This is a genomic window from Pseudomonas cimarronensis, assembly GCF_049331905.1.
Lineage (GTDB): Bacteria > Pseudomonadota > Gammaproteobacteria > Pseudomonadales > Pseudomonadaceae > Aquipseudomonas.
Genome location: NZ_CP186283.1, coordinates 156,047 through 174,186, shown reverse-complemented (window position 1 = coordinate 174,186; position 18,140 = coordinate 156,047). Strand labels below are relative to the sequence as shown.

The following is an 18,140-nucleotide window of genomic DNA, read 5'->3' as shown; positions in this document are numbered from 1 at the left end:
TTACCCATGTTGCATATCTTCTGCCCTCACTGCGGCGAACTGCGCTCCGAAGAGGAATTCCACGCCAAGGGCCAGGCGCATATTCCGCGCCCGCTGGATCCGGCTGCCTGCACCGATGCCGAGTGGGGCGAATACCTGTTCTTCCGCGATAACCCGCGCGGTATCCACCACGAGCTGTGGGTGCATTCGGCCGGTTGCCGCAAGTACTTCAACGCCACCCGTCACACGGTGACTTACGAAATTCTCGAAACCTACAAGATCGGCGAGAAGCCCAGCGTCACCGCTGCCGGCACTGCCGAGAAAAAGGCCATCGACCAAGGAGTAACGGCATGAGCCAGGTCAATCGTCTTGCTACTGGCGGCCGCGTTAACCGCAGCCAGCCCCTGACATTCAGCTTCAACGGGCAGAGCTATCAAGGCTTTGCCGGTGACACCCTGGCCGCCGCCTTGCTGGCCAATGGCGTGGATATCGTCGGGCGCAGCTTCAAGTATTCGCGGCCGCGCGGCATCGTTGCGGCGGGCGCGGAAGAGCCGAACGCCGTGCTGCAGATCGGCAGCAGCGAAGCGGCGCAAATCCCCAACGTGCGTGCCACCCAGCAGGCGCTGTATGCCGGCCTGGTCGCCAGCAGCACCAATGGCTGGCCGAGCGTCAATACCGACCTGATGGGCATTCTCGGCAAGGTCGGCGGCAAGATGATGCCGCCGGGGTTCTACTACAAGACCTTTATGTACCCGCAGAACCTCTGGCTGACCTACGAAAAATACATCCGCAAGGCCGCAGGGCTTGGTCGTGCGCCGACCGCCGTGGACCCGGACAGCTACGACTACATGAACCAGCATTGCGACGTGCTGGTGGTCGGTGCCGGCCCGGCAGGCCTGGCCGCAGCCCTGGCGGCTGCGCGCAGCGGGGCGCGGGTAATTCTCGCCGATGAGCAGGAAGAGTTCGGCGGCAGCCTGCTCAGCACCCGCGAAACCCTCGATGGCAAACCGGCCGCCGACTGGGCCGCGCAGGTGATTGCCGAGCTGTCCGGCATGCCTGAAGTCACCCTGTTGCCGCGCTCCACGGTCAACGGCTACCACGACCACAACTTCCTCACCATTCACCAGCGCCTGACCGATCACCTCGGTGAAGTCGCGCCGATAGGGATGGTGCGTCAGCGTATGCACCGCGTCCGCGCCACGCGTGTAGTGCTGGCCACCGGCGCCCACGAGCGGCCGCTGGTGTACGCCAACAACGACATACCGGGCAATATGCTTGCCGATGCGGTGTCCACCTACGTGCGCCGTTATGGCGTGGCGCCGGGCAAGCAGCTGGTGCTGTCGACTAACAACGATTACGCCTACCGCGTGGTGCTCGACTGGCTGGATGCCGGCCTGCAAGTGGTGGCGGTGGCTGATGCCCGCAGCAACCCGCGCGGCAGCTGGGTGGAAGAAGCGCGCAAGCGTGGCGTGCGCATCCTCACCGGCAGCGCCGTGGTGGAAGCCGCTGGCAGCAAGCGTGTCAGTGCTGCGCGCATCTGCGCCATCGATGTGCAGAGCCATAAGGTCAGCAGCCCGGGCGAAGTGCTCGACTGCGATCTGATCGTCAGCTCCGGCGGTTACAGCCCGGTGGTACACCTGGCCTCGCACCTGGGCGGTAAGCCGACCTGGCGGGAAGATATTCTGGCCTTTGTGCCGGGCGAGGGCGGCTTCCAGAAGCGTCTGTGCGCCGGTGCAGTGAACGGTGTGTTCAGCCTGGGTGATGCCCTGGCCGATGGTTTCGAGGCGGGTGTGTCGGCGGCTGCCGAAGCCGGTTTCAAGGCGGTCTCCGCCAGCCTGCCGCAGGTCGCTGTGCGCATGGAAGAGCCGTCCCTGGCGCTGTTCCAGGTGCCGCATGACAAGCCAACGGCGCGTGCGCCCAAGCAGTTTGTCGACCTGCAGAACGACGTCACCGCTGCCGGTATCGAGCTGGCGACGCGTGAAGGCTTTGAGTCGGTCGAGCACGTCAAGCGCTACACCGCCCTGGGCTTCGGCACCGATCAGGGCAAGCTGGGCAATATCAACGGTCTGGCGATTGCTGCCCGTTCGCTGGGCATCAGCATCCCGCAGATGGGTACTACCATGTTCCGCCCGAACTACACGCCGGTGACCTTCGGGGCGGTGGCGGGTCGTCACTGTGGCGCGCTGTTCGAGCCCAAGCGTTACACCGCGATGCAAAGCTGGCACCTGCAAAACGGTGCCGAGTTCGAGGACGTGGGTCAGTGGAAGCGCCCGTGGTACTTCCCTAAAGCCGGTGAAGACCTGCACGCCGCCGTAGCCCGTGAGTGCCTGGCCGTGCGCAACGCGGTCGGCATTCTCGATGCCTCGACGCTGGGCAAGATCGATATTCAAGGCCCGGATGCCCGCGAGTTTCTCAACCGCGTCTACACCAACGCCTGGACCAAGCTGGATGTGGGCAAGGCGCGCTACGGCCTGATGTGCAAGGAAGACGGCATGGTTTTCGACGACGGTGTGACCGCCTGCCTGGCTGACAACCACTTCCTGATGACCACCACCACCGGCGGTGCCGCGCGGGTGATGGAATGGCTGGAGATTTACCACCAGACCGAGTGGCCGGAGCTGAAGGTGTACTTCACTTCGGTCACCGACCACTGGGCGACCATGACCCTGTCCGGCCCAAACAGCCGCAAGCTGCTGGCCGAGGTCACCGACATCGATCTGGACAATGATGCCTTCCCCTTTATGACCTGGAAGGAAGGCCTGGTCGGCGGTGTGCCGGCGCGGGTGTTCCGCATCTCCTTCACCGGCGAGCTGAGCTACGAAGTCAACGTGCAGGCCGACTACGCCCTGGGCGTGTGGGAAAAGATCATCGAAGCCGGCAAGAAGCATGGCCTGACGCCTTACGGCACCGAGACCATGCACGTGCTGCGCGCCGAGAAGGGCTTCATCATCGTCGGCCAGGACACCGACGGTTCGGTCACCCCGGACGACCTCAACATGGGCTGGTGTGTCGGCCGCACCAAACCGTTCTCGTGGATCGGCTGGCGCGGCATGAACCGCGAAGACAGCCTGCGCGAAGACCGCAAACAATTGGTCGGGCTCAAACCCGTCGATCCCAACAAGGTGCTGCCGGAAGGCGCGCAACTGGTGTTCGACCCGAAACAGAGCATCCCGATGCAGATGGTCGGCCACGTCACCTCCAGCTACATGAGCGCGGCGCTGGGTTATTCCTTCGCCATGGGCGTGGTCAAGGGCGGCCTCAAACGCATGGGTGAGCGGGTGTTCGCACCGCTGGCCGATGGCAGCCTGATCGAAGCCGAAATCGTCAGCTCCGTGTTCTATGACCCGAAAGGGGATCGCCAGAATGTCTAATTTGATCAACGTTTATCAGCAACGCCCGGCTGCGGCACATGCCGAGTCGCCACTGTTCCATGCCGGCCTTGAACAGCTGGCGGGTAAAGGCTCGGCCAGTGCCGGGGTGACGGTGCGCGAGAAGAAGCTGCTCGGGCACCTGACCCTGCGTGGCGACGCCAAGGACCCGGCGTTTGCCGGTGGTGTGCACAAGGCCCTGGGCCTGGAGCTGCCGGTGGCGCTGACTTTGGTGGCGGCCGGCGACACCTCGCTGCAATGGCTGGCGCCGGATGAGTGGCTGCTGATTGTGCCGAGCGGTAGCGAGTTCGCGGTCGAGCAGAAACTGCGTGAAGCGCTGGATGGCCAGCACATCTCAATCGTCAACGTCAGCGGCGGGCAAACCCTGCTGGAACTGAGCGGGCCGAAGGTGCGCGAAGTGCTGATGAAGTCCACCAGCTACGACGTGCACCCAAGCAACTTCCCGGTGGGCAAGGCCGTGGGTACCCACTTCGCCAAGTCGCAACTGGTGATCCGTCACACTGGCGAAGACACCTGGGAACTGCTGATCCGCCGCAGCTTCTCCGACTACTTCTGGCTGTGGCTGCAGGACGCCAGTGCCGAGTATGGGTTGGCGGTCGAGGCCTGACGAGCGTGGGAGAAAGTAGGGTGGACGACGCTTTTCTCGTCCGCCGTGGGGCAGAAATGGTGGATGGGTGAAGCGTCATCCACCCTACTCAACTGACGCCAACACACATCTTGTGGGAGGGGCTTTAGCCGCGACTTTACCCGTGACCAACGCCTGTCGCGGCTAAAGCCCCTCCCACGAGTTCCACCGAGGTACTGACCATGAGCCGCACCCCCGATACCTGGATTCTCACTGCCCACTGTCCGAGCGTGCTCGGTACGGTGGATGCGGTGACGCGCTTTCTGTTCGAGCAGCGCTGCTACGTCACCGAGCACCATTCCTTCGATGATCGACTGTCGGCGCGCTTCTTTATCCGTGTGGAATTTCGCCAGCCGGATGACTTTGACGAGCAGGCCTTTCGCGCTGGTCTGAACGAGCGCTTGAGCGTCTTCGGCATGCAGGTCGAACTGACCCCGCCGGGCTACCGCGCCAAGGTGGTGCTGATGGTCAGCAAGGCTGATCACTGCCTCAACGACCTCCTGTATCGCCAGCGTATCGGCCACCTGACCATGGATGTGGTGGCGGTGGTGTCCAACCACCCGGATCTGGAACCGCTGGCACGTTGGCACGACATCCCCTACTACCACTTCCCGCTCGACCCGGCAGACAAACCGGCGCAGGAGCGCAAGGTGCTGCAGGTGATCGAGGACAGCGGTGCCGAACTGGTGGTGCTCGCCCGCTATATGCAGGTGCTGTCGCCCGAGCTGTGCCGCAAGCTGGATGGCTGGGCGATCAATATTCACCACTCGCTGCTGCCCGGTTTCAAGGGCGCCAAACCCTATCACCAGGCCTACGAGAAGGGCGTCAAGCTGGTCGGCGCCACCGCGCATTACATCAACAACGACCTCGACGAGGGGCCGATCATTACCCAGGGCGTAGAGCCGGTGGACCATGCCCACTACCCCGAAGACCTGATCGCCAAGGGCCGCGATATCGAGTGCCAGACCCTGGCCAAGGCCATCGGCTATCACCTTGAACGCCGCGTCTTCCTCAATGACGGTCGCACGGTGGTGCTGCACGCCTAAGCCACAGCGCTGGAAATTCCCGCTACGGGTGGATCACCGACTGCCAAACCCTCGGCCCACCCGGCAACAGACTCAAACGCTCCAGTACAAGGCCGCGCGACCGTTGGCCGCGCCTTTGTATTCACAACAAGAAAGGAGAAATACGTATGTCTGGTAATCGTGGCGTCGTCTATCTCGGCGCTGGCAAGGTCGAAGTGCAGAAAATCGACTATCCGAAAATGCAGGACCCGCGCGGTCGCAAGATCGAACACGGGGTCATCCTGCGTGTGGTCTCTACCAATATCTGCGGCTCCGACCAGCATATGGTGCGCGGCCGTACCACCGCTCAGGTCGGCCTGGTGCTGGGCCATGAGATCACCGGTGAGGTGATCGAAAAGGGCAGCGACGTGGAGCACCTGAAGATCGGTGATCTGGTCTCGGTGCCGTTCAACGTTGCCTGCGGGCGCTGCCGCAGCTGCAAGGAAATGCACACCGGCGTGTGCCTGACGGTCAACCCGGCGCGTGCCGGCGGTGCCTACGGCTATGTCGACATGGGCGACTGGACCGGCGGCCAGGCCGAGTATGTGCTGGTGCCTTACGCTGACTTCAACCTGCTGAAACTGCCGGATCGCGACAAGGCCATGGAGAAGATCCGCGACCTGACCTGCCTCTCCGACATCCTGCCCACCGGTTATCACGGGGCTGTGACTGCTGGAGTGGGGCCGGGCAGCAGCGTGTATATCGCCGGGGCCGGCCCGGTGGGTCTGGCGGCCGCCGCCTCGGCGCGTTTGCTCGGCGCTGCGGTGGTGATCGTCGGTGACGTCAACCCGGTGCGTCTGGCCCATGCCAAGGCTCAGGGTTTCGAGATTGCCGACCTTTCCCAGGACACCCCGCTGCACGAGCAGATTGCTGCGCTCCTGGGCGAGCCGGAAGTTGATTGCGCCGTCGACGCGGTGGGCTTCGAGGCCCGTGGCCATGGTCACGCAGGCGTTCAGCACGAAGCGCCGGCCACGGTGCTCAACTCGCTGATGGGCGTGGTGCGTGTAGCCGGCAAGATCGGTATTCCCGGGCTGTATGTCACCGAAGACCCGGGCGCGGTGGACGCGGCGGCGAAGATCGGCAGCCTGAGCATCCGCTTCGGCCTCGGCTGGGCCAAATCCCACAGCTTCCACACCGGCCAGACCCCGGTGATGAAGTACAACCGTCAGCTGATGCAGGCGATCATGTGGGACCGCATCAATATCGCTGAAGTGGTGGGTGTGCAGGTGATCAGTCTGGACGACGCGCCGCGTGGTTACGGCGAGTTCGATGCCGGTGTGCCGAAGAAGTTTGTGATTGATCCGCACAAGCTGTTCAGCGCCGCCTGACAGCCATGAGGCATCTGGGCGGGCACGCAGGTGTCCGCCTTCTGGCTGTCGCGTTGTGCCCGCAAAAGTGGCTAAAGTAAGTGCACGGCACCGCTGTTCAGTGCGCACTTTCCAGGGTCGGATTTCATGCGGGTAATCGTTTTAACCCTCAGTTTGTTGTGCACTACAGGCCTGGTGTCGGCGGCTGACTGGTTCCCAGTCGAAGTTCAGGCCGATGGCCGCACCCAGCTCTATCAGCCCCTGCCAAAAGCCGCCAAACCCTGGCGAATCTGTGCCTTGTTGCCCCATGGCAAAGACCGCTACTGGTGGGGCGTGGCCTGGGGCCTGGATGAAGAGGCCACCCGCCAAGGCGTTCGCCTCGGTATCTATGAAGCCGGTGGCTATGAAAATCCGCAGGTGCAGGCGCAGCAGCTCGAGCAGTGCCGGCAACTGGATGCGGATGCCTACATCATTGCCGCGATCAACGCTCAGGCGCTCTGCGGCGCCATCGCCACCCTGGTCGAGCAGGATAAACCGGTGGTGGAACTGGTGAACGGCAACGATTGCCCCGGTTTGAGTGCCAATTCGAATGTGGACTTTGCCGACATGTTGCGTGCGGTGCAGGGCTATATCGAACAGCATCGCCCTGCCGGGCCATACAGTCTGGGCTGGTTGCCGGGGCCGCAAGGGGCGGGCTGGGTCGAGGATCTGGAGCGGGCGCTGCGTGAGGCGCAGCAGGCCGGGCGTATGCGCGTGGAACATGCTGGCTATGCCCCGGTGGATCGCGCCAGTCAGGCGCAATTGGTGCGCGAGCTGCTCAGGCAGCATCCGCACCTCGACTACTTGTTGGGTAACGCCGAGGCGGCCGGTTTTGCCGCCCAGCTGGTGCAGACCTCCGGGCAGAACTACCGGGCGCAGGTACTGGCCACCTACACCACTGAGCGGATTATCGAGCAGATTCGCGACGGCTTTATTGTTGCCGCGCCCACCGACTCACCGGTTTTGCAGGCGCGCATCGCGGTCGATCTGGCCGTGCGTGTGCTGGAAGATCAGCCGCATGCGCGGCAGGTCAGCCCGATGATCCAGATGCTCGATCAGGCCAGCCTGCCGCAGTTCGACATCAGCCGCCTGATGCCGCCGCCGGAGCACTGGATGATCCGCCGCGACCTGCCGCAGTAACAGGGTGGTCACGCGTGCGTTGAGCGGTTCAGCTCGGCGCGAATCTGCGCAATCCGCGCATCCTTGTCTTCCCAGAGGCTGGTCACCCAGTTCTGCACAAACTGGCGGAACACCGGATCGTTCTCGTAATCGCCCTGCCACAGTGCAGGGTCCAGCTCGCGGGTCTGGATATCGACGATCACTTTGTCCACCTGACCGCTGATCAATGCCCAGAAACCGGGAATGCGCGCGCCGGGGTAGACCAGGGTCACGTCCAGCACTTTATCCAGCTGCTCTCCCAGTGCCGCCAGCACAAAGGCCACGCCGCCGGCCTTGGGCTTGAGCAGGTACTGGAAGGGCGAACCCTGTTGCGCCTGCTTGGCCGGGGTGAAACGGGTGCCTTCGAGGTAGTTGACCACGGTCACCGGCAGGTCCTTGAACTTCTCGCAGGCCTGTTTGGTGATTTCCAGGTCCTTGCCCTGCATGTGCGGGTGTTTGGCGAGAAACGCTTTGGAATAGCGCTTCATAAAGGGGTAATCCAGCGCCCAGAACGCCAGGCCGAGGAACGGCACCCAGATCAGCTCCTGTTTGAGGAAGAACTTGAAGTACGGCGTCTTGCGGTTGAAGGCCTGCACCAGCGCCGGAATATCGACCCACGACTGGTGGTTGCTGATGACCAGGTAGGAGGTGCTCTGGCGCAGGTCAGCATTGCCGCGAATGTCCCAGTGCACCGGCAGCAGGCTGGCAAAAATCAGCTTGTTGATTTCCGCCCAGCTTTCCGCCACCCACATCACTCCGCGCGAGCTGGCGGTTTTCAGGGCCTTGCCCGGCAGAACGAATTTGCCTAGGGCGATCAGCAGCAGCGGGCCGATCAGAATCAGCGTATTGAGCAACAGCAGAACGATGACGCTGAGGCCGGTTAACAGGCGGCGCATGGCAGCTCCTTGTGGCGCGCGGGTGCGGCAATGATAAGCAGTCGTGACAAGGCTTCCAAGCCGTTTGCCCTGGACCGATGTCCTATTGCCATTAGCTTGGCGGCAGGCAGACAATACAAGTCGTAAGGTCATCTATGCTGATGACAGTCCCCGGTTTTTGTCCTCTTTTGAGTGCAATCCATGTTGAAGTGCATCGCTGTATCCGACGTGCGTGTCGGTATGTTTATCCACGAGTTTTGTGGCGCATGGATGGACCACCCGTTCTGGAAATCCAAGTTTCTCCTCAAGTCTGAAAAAGACCTGCAGCGAATCCAGGCCAGCAGCATCGGTGAACTGTGGATCGATGTCAGCAAGGGCCTGGATGTCGAGGTCGGCACCGTCAGTGTCACTCCCGAAGAAGTCGCAGCAGAAGCGGAAGCCAGTCTGCTGGCTGCTGTGCAGAGCCCGCCTGTCAGCCTGGCGGTGTCGATGGACGATGAGGTGCAGCGCGCGGCCAAGCTCTGCGAGCGCTCCAAGGCGGCGGTAGTCAGCATGTTTGCCGATGCGCGCATGGGCCAGGCGTTGCAGTTCGAGCAGGCCGGCGAGTTGGTCGAGGAAATCTCCGATTCGATCATGCGTCACCCCAATGCCTTGATCAGCCTGGCGCGGCTGAAAAATGCCGATGAATACACCTATATGCATTCGGTGGCGGTCTGCGCCCTGATGATTGCCCTGGCGCGCCAGCTGGACCTCAATGAAGCCCAGGTGCGTGAAGCCGGGCTGGCCGGGCTGCTGCATGACATTGGCAAAATGGCAATTCCCAATGAGGTACTGAACAAGCCCGGCAAGCTCACCGACAACGAATTCGCCAGCGTGCGCAATCACCCCGAAGCCGGCTCGCGCATGTTGCTGGAAAGCAAGCAGGTCAGCGCGCTGGTGCTGGATGTGTGCCTGCATCACCACGAAAAGATGGATGGTACGGGCTACCCGCATCGCCTGGAGGGTGAGCAGATCAGCCTGTATGCGCGCATGGGGGCGGTGTGTGACGTGTATGACGCGATTACCTCGGATCGCCCATACAAGCGCGGCTGGGACCCGGCCGAGTCGATCCGCAAGATGGCCGAATGGAAGGGCCATTTTGACCCCGTGATATTCCAGGCCTTTGTCAAAACCGTGGGCATCTACCCGGTGGGTTCGCTGGTGCGCCTGGAGAGCGGGCGTATCGGTGTGGTCATGGAGCAGCAGGCCAAGTCCCTGCTGGCCCCCAGAGTGAAAGTATTCTTCTCGGCCAAGTCGAAAACCCCGATTCCACAGGAAGTCCTCGACCTGAGCAAACTGGCGGGGCGCGACAAGATCGTCGCCCGTGAGTCTGCCGAAGAGTGGGGCTTTCGCAATGTCGAGGAACTCTGGAGCGGTATTTCCCGCTAGGTTTTCTCCGCGCTTGTGCAAGGGCCGACGGGCTAACAGGTCGTGGCCCGTTGGCTCATCTATGCTCTTTACACATTAGCGTCGGCAGGCTCGCTGCTCGGGCGTGCTTCTTGCTTCAAGTTTTGCTTTGGTGCGCCCCGCCGTGGGCGCGCCCCACAGGTTGAGGTGTGTATGACTGGAGTACTCAAACCGGGTGTGCGGCTGCTTGAACGATTCAGCTTCGCACGCAAGTTTCAGCTGGTATTTATTCTGTTTGCCCTGCCATTGGGTTTTTCCTTGTGGGTGATCAGCAGCAATTATCTGGCCCGACTCACGTCCATCGACCATGAGCTGGAGGGGCTCAGCGCCTTGCAAGGCATGGCCGATGTGCAGCAGGCGTTGATCGAGCAACGTACCCTGCTGTCACGCTGGAAGGGCACCGAGAAGGCGGCCGAAGGCCTGCTGCGTGAGCGTGCGGATGAGCTTGGCAGCGTCCTGCAGGGGCTCGAAGCACCGCTCAAGTCACCGCTGTTTGGTGACCAGGCGCGCCAGCATCTGCAGAGCCTGCTGGCCGGCAGTGATCAACTCAGTGTCGAGTCGCTGGGCAAACTAGCCCTGCCTGATGCCCTCGAACGTTACCAAAAGAATCTGCTGAGCCTGCTCGCCCTGCGTGAGCAGGTGGCCACCGACAGCGGTTTGATCCTCGATCCGCAGCTCGACACCTACCTGATGATGGAGCAGTTGACTTACACCTTGCCGCGCTTGCTTGAACAGCTGGGCAGTTTTGCCAGCCAGGGCTATGGCGCGGTGGTGTCGCAGCATTTCACCCTGCAGAGCCGGGTGGCGATTCGCGATCTGCGGCGCAATCTGGATGAGTCGCGCAGCCAGTTGCTTAAGGCGCAGTCGACCCTCGGGCTTGAAGCCCCGCGTGCCATGCGCCAGTTACAAGGGCCCTATGAGGAGGCACTGCAAGGTTACGAAGCCTTTCTGGCGGGCATTGATCGCGACATGTTCGAAGCCAGCCCCATGAGCCTGACCCCGGAGCAGTTTGTGCAACGCGTGGCGCAGTTGGAAGGGCAGCTGCTGGGTTTGCAGCGCGCGCTCTACCAGCAATTCGCCGCCAGCCTGGGTGAGTACCGGCAGGATGCATTGCAGGCAATGATCCAGTCGATCGGCGTGTTCAGCCTGCTGACCCTGCTGGCGCTGTATGTGTTGTTCTGCCTTAACGCCTCGATTCGCCGCAGCACCGCCGGGATCATTGAGGCTGCCGAAGGTCTGCGCGATGGCGACTTGCGCGTGCGCATGCAGGTGCATGGTGACGACGACCTGGCGAGTATTGCCATGGCGCTGAATACAGCTGTTGGCCAGCTGCGCGACTCCATGCAGGTGGTCAACCAGCAGAGCCAGCAACTGGGTGGCACCGTGCAGCTGCTCAATGGTGAAGCACGCAATGCCCTGGAATCGGTGGAGCAGCAACAGGCGCAGATGAGCCAGATTGCCGCCGCCGCCACCGAAATGGCGTCGACCGCGCAAAGCGTGGCGCAGAGTTGCGAGCAGGCCGCCATGGAAGCCAGCCAGACCCGCGAGATTGCCAGCCAGAGCAACCAGCGCAGTGCGCGCACCAGTCAGAGCATGCGTCAGCTCAGCAGCCGCCTGGGCGATAGCGCCAGCACGCTGCAGCAGCTGCGTGGCCAGACCGAGCAGATCACCCGCGTGGTGGATGTGATCAAGGGCATCGCCGAACAGACCAACCTGCTCGCGCTCAACGCCGCCATCGAAGCAGCGCGTGCCGGTGATCAGGGGCGCGGCTTTGCCGTGGTCGCCGATGAGGTGCGTTCGCTGTCGCAACGCACGCAGAACTCCACGGCGGAAATTGCTGAAACCGTGGCCAACCTGCACCGCGTGGTCGGCCAGTCGGTGACGCAGATGGAAGACGCCGTGCGCCAGGCCGAAGGCGATGTCGGCAGCGTGCTGGCCATGGGCGAAGACCTCAATGCCATCGTCGAGTCGGTGCAGCTGGTGACTGATCGTCTGGCGCAGATTGCCACTGCTGCCGAGCAACAGGCCGCCACCGCCGATGAAGTCAGCGGCAATATCCAGCAGGTCGATCACGCGGCCAGCACCTTGCTGGAAGGCGCGCAGGCCGTGAGCAATGCCGCCGAACAGTTGCGTCAGGGCAGTCAGGTGCTGGAGCAAAATACCGCGCGCTTCAAACTCGACTGACGGCTCGTGGCTATCTGCAGGTTGGGTTGAGTCGCGCAGCGGCGAAGCCCAACGATATGGCCGCCACCTGTTGGGCTTCGCTGCGCTCAACGCCAACCTACGCGTCGAGCTGCACCAGCGGCATGCTTGACGCTGGCAGCGGCCTGCCGCAGGCTCCCCGCCGAGTTGCCACGAGCAGGACGCCAATGCCGCATATTCTGATTGTCGAAGACGAAGCCGCGATCGCCGACACCCTGATCTTCGCCCTGCAGAGCGAAGGTTTTACCACCACCTGGCTAAGCCTGGCCGAGCAGGCCTTGGTCGAACAGCAGCGTAATCCCGCTGATCTGCTGATTCTCGATGTCGGCCTGCCGGATATCAGCGGCTTCGAGGCCTGCAAGCGCCTGCGGCGCTTTTCCGAGGTGCCGGTGATCTTTCTTACCGCGCGCAGCGAGGAAATCGACCGCGTGGTGGGGCTGGAAATCGGCGCCGACGATTACGTGGTCAAACCCTTCAGTCCGCGTGAAGTGGCCGCACGGGTCAAGGCCATTCTCAAACGCATGGCCCCGCGTGAAGCTGCTGCTGTGGCGACGGCTCAGGGGCCGTTTCAGGTGGATCACGAGCGGGTACAGATCCACTATCACGGCCAGTTGTTGAGCCTGACTCGACACGAATTCCGCCTGCTGCAAAGCCTGCTGGCACAGCCGGAGCGGGTGTTCTCCCGCGAGCAGTTGCTCGACGGCCTGGGCGTGGCCGCCGATGTCGGTTACGAGCGCACTATCGACAGCCATATCAAAAGCCTGCGCGCCAAGCTGCGTCAGGTGGCCGCTGCGGCTGAGCCGATCCAGACCCATCGAGGTCTGGGTTACAGCTATTCGCCGAGGCACGCCTGATGCCCTTGGGAATACGCATCTTCCTGGTGTACTTCCTGTTTGTTGGCCTGGCCGGCTGGTTTGTCCTGAGCACGGTGATGGACGAAATCCGCCCGGGCGTACGCCAGAGCACCGAGGAAACCCTGGTCGACACGGCCAACCTGCTGGCCGAGATTCTGCGTGACGAGGTCAAGGCCGGTCGCCTGCAGCAGAGCCGCCTGCCCGCGTTGCTGCAAGCCTACGGTCAGCGCCAACCGCAGGCGCAGATCTGGGGCGTGGAGAAGACTCAGGTCAACCACCGCATCTATGTCACCGACGCCAAGGGTATCGTCCTGCTCGACTCCAGCGGTGCGGCGGTGGGCCAGGACTATTCACGCTGGAACGATGTACTGCGCACCCTGCGCGGTGAGTACGGTGCGCGCTCGACCAAGGAAGACCCGAATGATCCGGATTCCTCGGTGATGTATGTGGCCGCGCCGATCATGGACGGCGCGCAGATCATCGGCGTGGTCTCGGTGGCCAAGCCCAATCGCACCTTGCAGCCCTATATCGAACGGTCTGAGCAACGCCTGGCCTGGCTTGGCGGCGGGCTGATCGTGCTCGGTCTGCTGATCGGTGCGCTGCTGTCCTGGTGGCTCAGCGCCGCGCTGCGCAAATTGACTCGTTACGCCCAAACGGTCAGCGCCGGGCAGCGTGCTGAACTGCCCAGTGTGCGCGGTGGCGAGCTGGCGCAGCTGGCCGAAGCCATCGAACGCATGCGCACCGAGCTGGAAGGCAAGGCCTATGTTGAACGCTATGTGCACACCCTGACCCATGAGCTGAAAAGCCCGCTGGCGGCGATTCGCGGCGCGGCGGAATTGCTCGATGGCCAGATGCCCGTTGAACAGCGCCAGCGCTTTGTCGCCAATATCGAGCAGGAAAGCGCGCGTATGCAGCAACTGATCGAACGTTTGCTGCACCTGGCCCAGGTCGAACAGCGTCAGGGGCTGGAGGAGCAGGTCGCGGTGCCGTTACAGGCGCTGGTCGCGTCGCTGCTACAGGCGCAAATGGCGCGAATAGAAGCCGCAGCATTGCAGGTCGAGAATAGGATTGAAGCCGGCCTCGCGCTCAGTGGTGAGCGTTTTCTGTTGCGCCAGGCACTGGCCAACCTGCTCGACAATGCTCTGGATTTCACCCCGCCGCAGGGGGCGCTGCGTTTCACGGCTGAGCGCGTCGGCGAGCAGATCGAATTGCGTCTGTTCAACCAGGGCGAGCCGATACCGGATTACGCCCTGGCGCGCTTGAGTGAACGGTTCTATTCCTTGCCGCGCCCCGGTAGTGGACGCAAGAGCACCGGTTTGGGGCTGAATTTTGTCGAGGAGGTGGTGCAACTGCATGGCGGCGAACTGCATATCGGCAATGTCACTGGCGGGGTAGAGGTGCGCCTGCGTCTGCCGGCGACAAGCCGTGGTTAGCGCTGCCGCTTGGCCTGCTCCTTGCTGAGGCCTGTGGCTATGCAAGGTTGCGTAACCGCCAGGCAGATGCTCTGATCCGATTGTCGGGTTGGCTATGCTCATGGCAACAACCCCCGTGCGACCTTTACTGCCAACAAGACCAGAATGGAGTCATTGCATGAAAACCGTAGCCGAGATACTCAGGGGCAAGCCACATGCCGCGATCTACAGCGTCAGCCCGGATACCACGGTGCTCGACGCAGTCAAATTGCTGGCCGAGAAAGGCATCGGTGCGCTGGTGGTATTGGACAAGGGTCGCCTGGTCGGCATCGTCAGTGAGCGTGACTACGCACGCAAGATCGAGCTGCTGCAGCGCTCGGCGTTCAGCACCAAGATCAGCGAAATTATGACAGCAGATGTCCTGACTGTCGGGCCGCGTGACACTTCGCAGCACTGCATGCAGCTGATGACCGATCGCCATCTACGGCATTTGCCGGTATTGGCCGAAGGCGAGTTGATTGGTCTGCTGTCCATCGGCGACCTGGTTAAACACACCATCGCCGAACAGGCCAGCCTGATCCAGCAGCTGGAACAGTACATTCGCGGTGAGTAGCTAGGCTAAGGGCGCTGTGCTGTTCTTGCCCAGCGCCCTTAGCACTAGATAGAGCAGTGGCCCGACCGACACGAAAATCGCCGTCAGGGCGAAGAATGGCAGCAGGTAGGTCAGCGATTTGCCCCGCGCTTTGCCGTCGCGGTACATCCATACACAGGCCAGTGCCGCGAGGATATACAGGTCGATCACCACCTGAGCGGTGTCAGCACTGGACATCAGTTGCAGGCCGAATTGCAGCAGCGATTGTTCGGCATTCAGCATCACATAGAGGGTGTAGGTGCTGAAGGTCAGCAGGGTGATCAGCGGCAGTGCGAGCTTGTTCATGTTCCATCCTTGGCGTGGTTTTTATTCGGGCAGATTGTTCTGCGCGCTAGCGGACAGGCAGGCCATGGCGGCTGCGGCGTTTTCCAGCAGGCAGGTGTAATGGGCTTGGCCGGCGCAGCGGGTAAAAGCGGTGACCACCGGTAACTGCTGCTCTAGGTAAGCGGGCATGGCAATCGGCGCCCAGTTGTCGGCCTCGCCATGCCACAGGTTGACCGCCGCCGTGACGTCACGCAGTTCCGCAGCCCAAGGCTCGACATACAGGCGGATATCCCGTGCATAGTTGTCGATGCCGTGCTGAAAGCAGTCGCGCTGGATCGCTTTCAGCCAGTCCAATGTGGCGCTCTGGCGCAGAAGCTCGCGGTCATTACCGCCCGCGCCAGCGAACAGCAGGTTGAGCAGCAGGCGCGGACTGACCTTTGCCAGCAACGCCTGGTAGCTGGCAAAGGCGCGAAAGAACCTTGGGGAATGCTGCGCCCAGGTAAAGGTATAACGCCCGGCGCCCATGCCGACGCGGTTGCTGGCCACTTCCCAAGGTGCGGCGGCCGAGAGCAGGTGAACGGCAGTTACCTGTGTGCCCAGGCGTGCGGCCACGCGCAAGGCCAGGCAGGCGCCGATTGAGAACCCAAGCAGATGAATCGGCTGACCTGCAGCGTGCTGCGTGACCTGTTGCGCCAGCTGTTGCAGGTAGTCCTCGCTGTCGAGTTCGTGCGGTAGGTGGCGCGCCACCACCAGCAGCTTGATGCCCTGCGCCAGGGCTGCCTGATGCAGCATCGCCGCTTCGACCGCTGCACCCGGCACACCATGGAAATAGAACAGCGGGCGCCCTTCAGGACTGCCGTATAGCTTGGGACTCATGTGCGGACCCCTACCACCAGCCGTTATCGTTGAGCAGCATTTTCTTGTAGTAATCGAGGTTGGCGCGGGTGGCGAATACCGCGCTGATGCCATAGCCCAGGGCATTGGCGATGCGGCCGTAGCCAAGGTAGTCGAGGCCGATACCGAGCAGGATGACCACGGCTGCGCAGACGACAAACAGTGCCAGACCCTTTTTCCACATCCCTTTGATGGCGTAGTAGATCGGCCCGAAGAAGAACGCCAGAAAGTTGAAACTGAAGGCCTTGCGCCGCTCGGCAGCGGGCAGCTCCTTGAACCGCGGCATTTTCACGCCGCCGGCATGGTGAATCGCGCTGAAGCGCGCCTTCCATTTCTCCGAGATGGGCAATGCGGCGATCTGTGCATCGGACACCTGCGCCTGAGGGTCGCTGACGCTGGCTTGCGGGGTGGCGTAGGGGTTGGTTTCTGACATGGCCGTTCATCCATAAATTGGCGGTCTTCGGCACGCTACGCATTTCCCCTGGGGCTGTCCATGGGCCGTTGGGTCGCACGCACAGAGTCTCCACAGAGTCTTCACCTCGGCTCCATAAAGCCACCACCTGCGCCGCCCAGACTCTGCCTACCTAAACCGTAGCGGAGAGTTGCATCATGAGCCGTATCCTGGGTTTCAAGCTGGGCGCGATTGCCCTGCTGATTTTGTTATTACTGATTCCACTGTCGATGATCGGCGGGCTGGTGAGCGAGCGGCAGTACCAACGTGCCGAGGTGCTGCAGGACATCGCGCGCAGTTCCAGCTACCGCCAGCAGCTCACCGGACCGATTCTGGTGATGCCTTACACCAAGGTGTGGCACCAGTGGAAAACCCACGCCAAGACCGGCGAGCGTTACCTGGAGGAGCAGAAGAGCCGCGGCCGCCTGTACTTCCTGCCGGAGCGCTTTGTGCTCAATGGCCACGTTGCCACCGAGGAGCGTGCACGCGGCATCTACAAGGCGCTGCTGTACCGCAGCGATAACCAGATCAGTGGTGCCTTCAAGCTGCCGGCGCGCCTGGGGTTGGGCGAAGAACTGGGCCTGTATCAGTTCGACCGGCCGTTTCTCTCGGTGGGTATCAGTGATATCCGCGGGATCAGCAATGACCTGCAGCTGCGCTTCAACGGCATGAACCTGAGCTTTGCCCCCGGTAGCGCCGAGGAGCGTTTCGGCGCCGGTGTGCATGCGCCGCTGCCGGTGTTGGATACCCAGGGTGGGCAAACCCTGGAGTTTGCCTTCGACCTGAAGCTGCAGGGCACCGAGCAGCTGAGTATCAGTCCGGTAGGCCGTGATAGCCGGGTTGAGCTGACGTCCGGCTGGCCGCACCCGAGCTTTGTCGGTGAGTACCTGCCGAGCAGCCGTGAAGTGTCGGCCAAGGGCTTCAAGGCGCACTGGCAGACCAGCTTCTTCGCCACCAACCTGGAAGAGGCGCTGGATGACTGTGTACGCGGTGACAGCTGCAATGCGCTGACTGCCCGCAACTTCGGTGTGAGCTTTGTCGACCCGGTGGACCAGTACCTGAAAACCGAGCGGGCGATCAAATACGCGCTGTTGTTTATCGGCCTGACCTTCGCCGTGTTCTTCCTCTTTGAAGTACTCAAACGCATGGCCGTGCACCCGGTGCAGTACGCCCTGGTGGGCATGTCGCTGGCGTTGTTCTACCTGTTGCTGCTGTCGCTGTCCGAGCACCTGAGTTTTGCCCTGGCCTATGGCATTGCCGCCACCGCCTGCGTGCTGCTGATCGGTTTCTACGTCAGTTACGTGCTGCACAGCGCACTGCGCGGGGTGGGCTTTGCTGCGTTGCTGGCGCTGCTCTACGGCATGTTGTTCGGCCTGCTCGGGGCCGAGGACTACGCCCTGCTGATGGGCTCGGTGCTGGTGTTCGGCGTGCTCGCCGGGGTGATGGTGCTGACCCGCAAACTCGACTGGTATGGCGTCGGCCGTCTACCGCTGGCCAGCTCTGCGAGTCCGGCCAGCGACCTTTGACAA

16 protein-coding genes are annotated in these 18,140 nt (G+C 62.4%); 12 read left to right on the top strand and 4 right to left on the bottom strand.

Annotation, left to right across the window (positions count from 1 at the left end; genetic code table 11):
• The first annotated feature begins 6 nt into the window (after positions 1 to 6).
• From ACOCLD_RS00775 to torT, 6 genes are all read left to right on the top strand, one after another.
• Entirely contained in the window at positions 7 to 333 is a 327-nt protein-coding gene (locus tag ACOCLD_RS00775; RefSeq protein WP_090379269.1) for a sarcosine oxidase subunit delta, read from the top strand.
• Complete coding sequence (locus tag ACOCLD_RS00770; RefSeq protein WP_422910487.1) at positions 330 to 3,350, top strand: sarcosine oxidase subunit alpha; 3,021 nt, start codon at positions 330 to 332, stop codon at positions 3,348 to 3,350. Before ACOCLD_RS00775 ends, ACOCLD_RS00770 begins: the two co-directional genes overlap by 4 nt.
• Entirely contained in the window at positions 3,343 to 3,975 is a 633-nt protein-coding gene (locus ACOCLD_RS00765; RefSeq protein ID WP_422910486.1) for a sarcosine oxidase subunit gamma, read from the top strand. Before ACOCLD_RS00770 ends, ACOCLD_RS00765 begins: the two co-directional genes overlap by 8 nt.
• A gap of 200 nt (positions 3,976 to 4,175) precedes the next feature.
• Positions 4,176 to 5,039, top strand: coding sequence for a formyltetrahydrofolate deformylase (gene purU / locus ACOCLD_RS00760; RefSeq protein ID WP_422910485.1), 864 nt, complete (start codon positions 4,176 to 4,178; stop codon positions 5,037 to 5,039).
• A gap of 146 nt (positions 5,040 to 5,185) precedes the next feature.
• Positions 5,186 to 6,385, top strand: coding sequence for a formaldehyde dehydrogenase, glutathione-independent (fdhA, locus tag ACOCLD_RS00755; RefSeq protein ID WP_422910484.1), 1,200 nt, complete (start codon positions 5,186 to 5,188; stop codon positions 6,383 to 6,385).
• Between the two features lie 126 nt (positions 6,386 to 6,511).
• On the top strand, positions 6,512 to 7,543 hold the full coding sequence (gene torT / locus ACOCLD_RS00750; RefSeq protein WP_422910483.1) for a TMAO reductase system periplasmic protein TorT: 1,032 nt from the start codon (positions 6,512 to 6,514) through the stop codon (positions 7,541 to 7,543).
• 8 nt (positions 7,544 to 7,551) lie between these two features.
• Here the strand turns inward: torT and ACOCLD_RS00745 are convergent, their stop codons facing one another.
• A complete protein-coding gene (locus ACOCLD_RS00745) occupies positions 7,552 to 8,457 on the bottom strand; it encodes an acyltransferase (protein ID WP_422910482.1) in 906 nt (301 codons plus the stop codon).
• 180 nt (positions 8,458 to 8,637) lie between these two features.
• Between ACOCLD_RS00745 and ACOCLD_RS00740 the strand changes: the two genes are divergently transcribed.
• The 5 genes from ACOCLD_RS00740 (at position 8,638) to ACOCLD_RS00720 (ending at position 14,963) form a co-directional block, all read left to right on the top strand.
• Complete coding sequence (locus ACOCLD_RS00740; protein ID WP_422910481.1) at positions 8,638 to 9,864, top strand: HD-GYP domain-containing protein; 1,227 nt, start codon at positions 8,638 to 8,640, stop codon at positions 9,862 to 9,864.
• A 171-nt stretch (positions 9,865 to 10,035) separates the two neighbouring features.
• Positions 10,036 to 12,066, top strand: coding sequence for a methyl-accepting chemotaxis protein (locus tag ACOCLD_RS00735; protein ID WP_422910480.1), 2,031 nt, complete (start codon positions 10,036 to 10,038; stop codon positions 12,064 to 12,066).
• A gap of 185 nt (positions 12,067 to 12,251) precedes the next feature.
• The gene (gene creB, locus ACOCLD_RS00730) at positions 12,252 to 12,938 is read left to right on the top strand and encodes a two-component system response regulator CreB (protein WP_422910479.1); all 687 of its coding nucleotides are present in this window, start codon (positions 12,252 to 12,254) and stop codon (positions 12,936 to 12,938) included.
• Entirely contained in the window at positions 12,938 to 14,371 is a 1,434-nt protein-coding gene (gene creC / locus ACOCLD_RS00725) for a two-component system sensor histidine kinase CreC (protein WP_422910478.1), read from the top strand. Before creB ends, creC begins: the two co-directional genes overlap by 1 nt.
• A 157-nt stretch (positions 14,372 to 14,528) precedes the next feature.
• Positions 14,529 to 14,963, top strand: a complete 435-nt coding sequence (locus tag ACOCLD_RS00720) for a CBS domain-containing protein (protein ID WP_257779416.1) — start codon at positions 14,529 to 14,531, stop codon at positions 14,961 to 14,963.
• Here the strand turns inward: ACOCLD_RS00720 and ACOCLD_RS00715 are convergent, their stop codons facing one another.
• Genes ACOCLD_RS00715 through ACOCLD_RS00705 form a run of 3 tightly spaced genes read right to left on the bottom strand, consistent with a single transcriptional unit; the run spans position 14,964 to position 16,593 of the window.
• The gene (locus tag ACOCLD_RS00715) at positions 14,964 to 15,287 is read right to left on the bottom strand and encodes a DUF2834 domain-containing protein (protein WP_422910477.1); all 324 of its coding nucleotides are present in this window, start codon (positions 15,285 to 15,287) and stop codon (positions 14,964 to 14,966) included. It abuts the gene before it with no gap.
• Between the two features lie 21 nt (positions 15,288 to 15,308).
• The gene (locus ACOCLD_RS00710; RefSeq protein ID WP_422910476.1) at positions 15,309 to 16,142 is read right to left on the bottom strand and encodes an alpha/beta fold hydrolase; all 834 of its coding nucleotides are present in this window, start codon (positions 16,140 to 16,142) and stop codon (positions 15,309 to 15,311) included.
• Positions 16,143 to 16,152: 10 nt separating this feature from the next.
• Positions 16,153 to 16,593 (bottom strand): DUF2628 domain-containing protein, encoded by a 441-nt coding sequence (locus ACOCLD_RS00705; protein ID WP_422910475.1) that lies wholly within the window; start codon positions 16,591 to 16,593, stop codon positions 16,153 to 16,155.
• Positions 16,594 to 16,769: 176 nt separating this feature from the next.
• On the opposite strand from ACOCLD_RS00705, the gene creD reads away from it, so the two are divergent.
• Positions 16,770 to 18,137, top strand: a complete 1,368-nt coding sequence (gene creD / locus ACOCLD_RS00700) for a cell envelope integrity protein CreD (protein ID WP_422910474.1) — start codon at positions 16,770 to 16,772, stop codon at positions 18,135 to 18,137.
• Positions 18,138 to 18,140 lie beyond the last annotated feature (3 nt).

Coding starts and splice junctions, on each gene's coding strand:
- ACOCLD_RS00775 (WP_090379269.1), top strand. CDS start 7: ATGTTGCATATCTTCTGCCCTCACTGCGGCGAACTGCGCTCCGAAGAG.
- ACOCLD_RS00770 (WP_422910487.1), top strand. CDS start 330: ATGAGCCAGGTCAATCGTCTTGCTACTGGCGGCCGCGTTAACCGCAGC.
- ACOCLD_RS00765 (WP_422910486.1), top strand. CDS start 3,343: ATGTCTAATTTGATCAACGTTTATCAGCAACGCCCGGCTGCGGCACAT.
- purU (WP_422910485.1), top strand. CDS start 4,176: ATGAGCCGCACCCCCGATACCTGGATTCTCACTGCCCACTGTCCGAGC.
- fdhA (WP_422910484.1), top strand. CDS start 5,186: ATGTCTGGTAATCGTGGCGTCGTCTATCTCGGCGCTGGCAAGGTCGAA.
- torT (WP_422910483.1), top strand. CDS start 6,512: ATGCGGGTAATCGTTTTAACCCTCAGTTTGTTGTGCACTACAGGCCTG.
- ACOCLD_RS00745 (WP_422910482.1), bottom strand. CDS start 8,457: ATGCGCCGCCTGTTAACCGGCCTCAGCGTCATCGTTCTGCTGTTGCTC.
- ACOCLD_RS00740 (WP_422910481.1), top strand. CDS start 8,638: ATGTTGAAGTGCATCGCTGTATCCGACGTGCGTGTCGGTATGTTTATC.
- ACOCLD_RS00735 (WP_422910480.1), top strand. CDS start 10,036: ATGACTGGAGTACTCAAACCGGGTGTGCGGCTGCTTGAACGATTCAGC.
- creB (WP_422910479.1), top strand. CDS start 12,252: ATGCCGCATATTCTGATTGTCGAAGACGAAGCCGCGATCGCCGACACC.
- creC (WP_422910478.1), top strand. CDS start 12,938: ATGCCCTTGGGAATACGCATCTTCCTGGTGTACTTCCTGTTTGTTGGC.
- ACOCLD_RS00720 (WP_257779416.1), top strand. CDS start 14,529: ATGAAAACCGTAGCCGAGATACTCAGGGGCAAGCCACATGCCGCGATC.
- ACOCLD_RS00715 (WP_422910477.1), bottom strand. CDS start 15,287: ATGAACAAGCTCGCACTGCCGCTGATCACCCTGCTGACCTTCAGCACC.
- ACOCLD_RS00710 (WP_422910476.1), bottom strand. CDS start 16,142: ATGAGTCCCAAGCTATACGGCAGTCCTGAAGGGCGCCCGCTGTTCTAT.
- ACOCLD_RS00705 (WP_422910475.1), bottom strand. CDS start 16,593: ATGTCAGAAACCAACCCCTACGCCACCCCGCAAGCCAGCGTCAGCGAC.
- creD (WP_422910474.1), top strand. CDS start 16,770: ATGAGCCGTATCCTGGGTTTCAAGCTGGGCGCGATTGCCCTGCTGATT.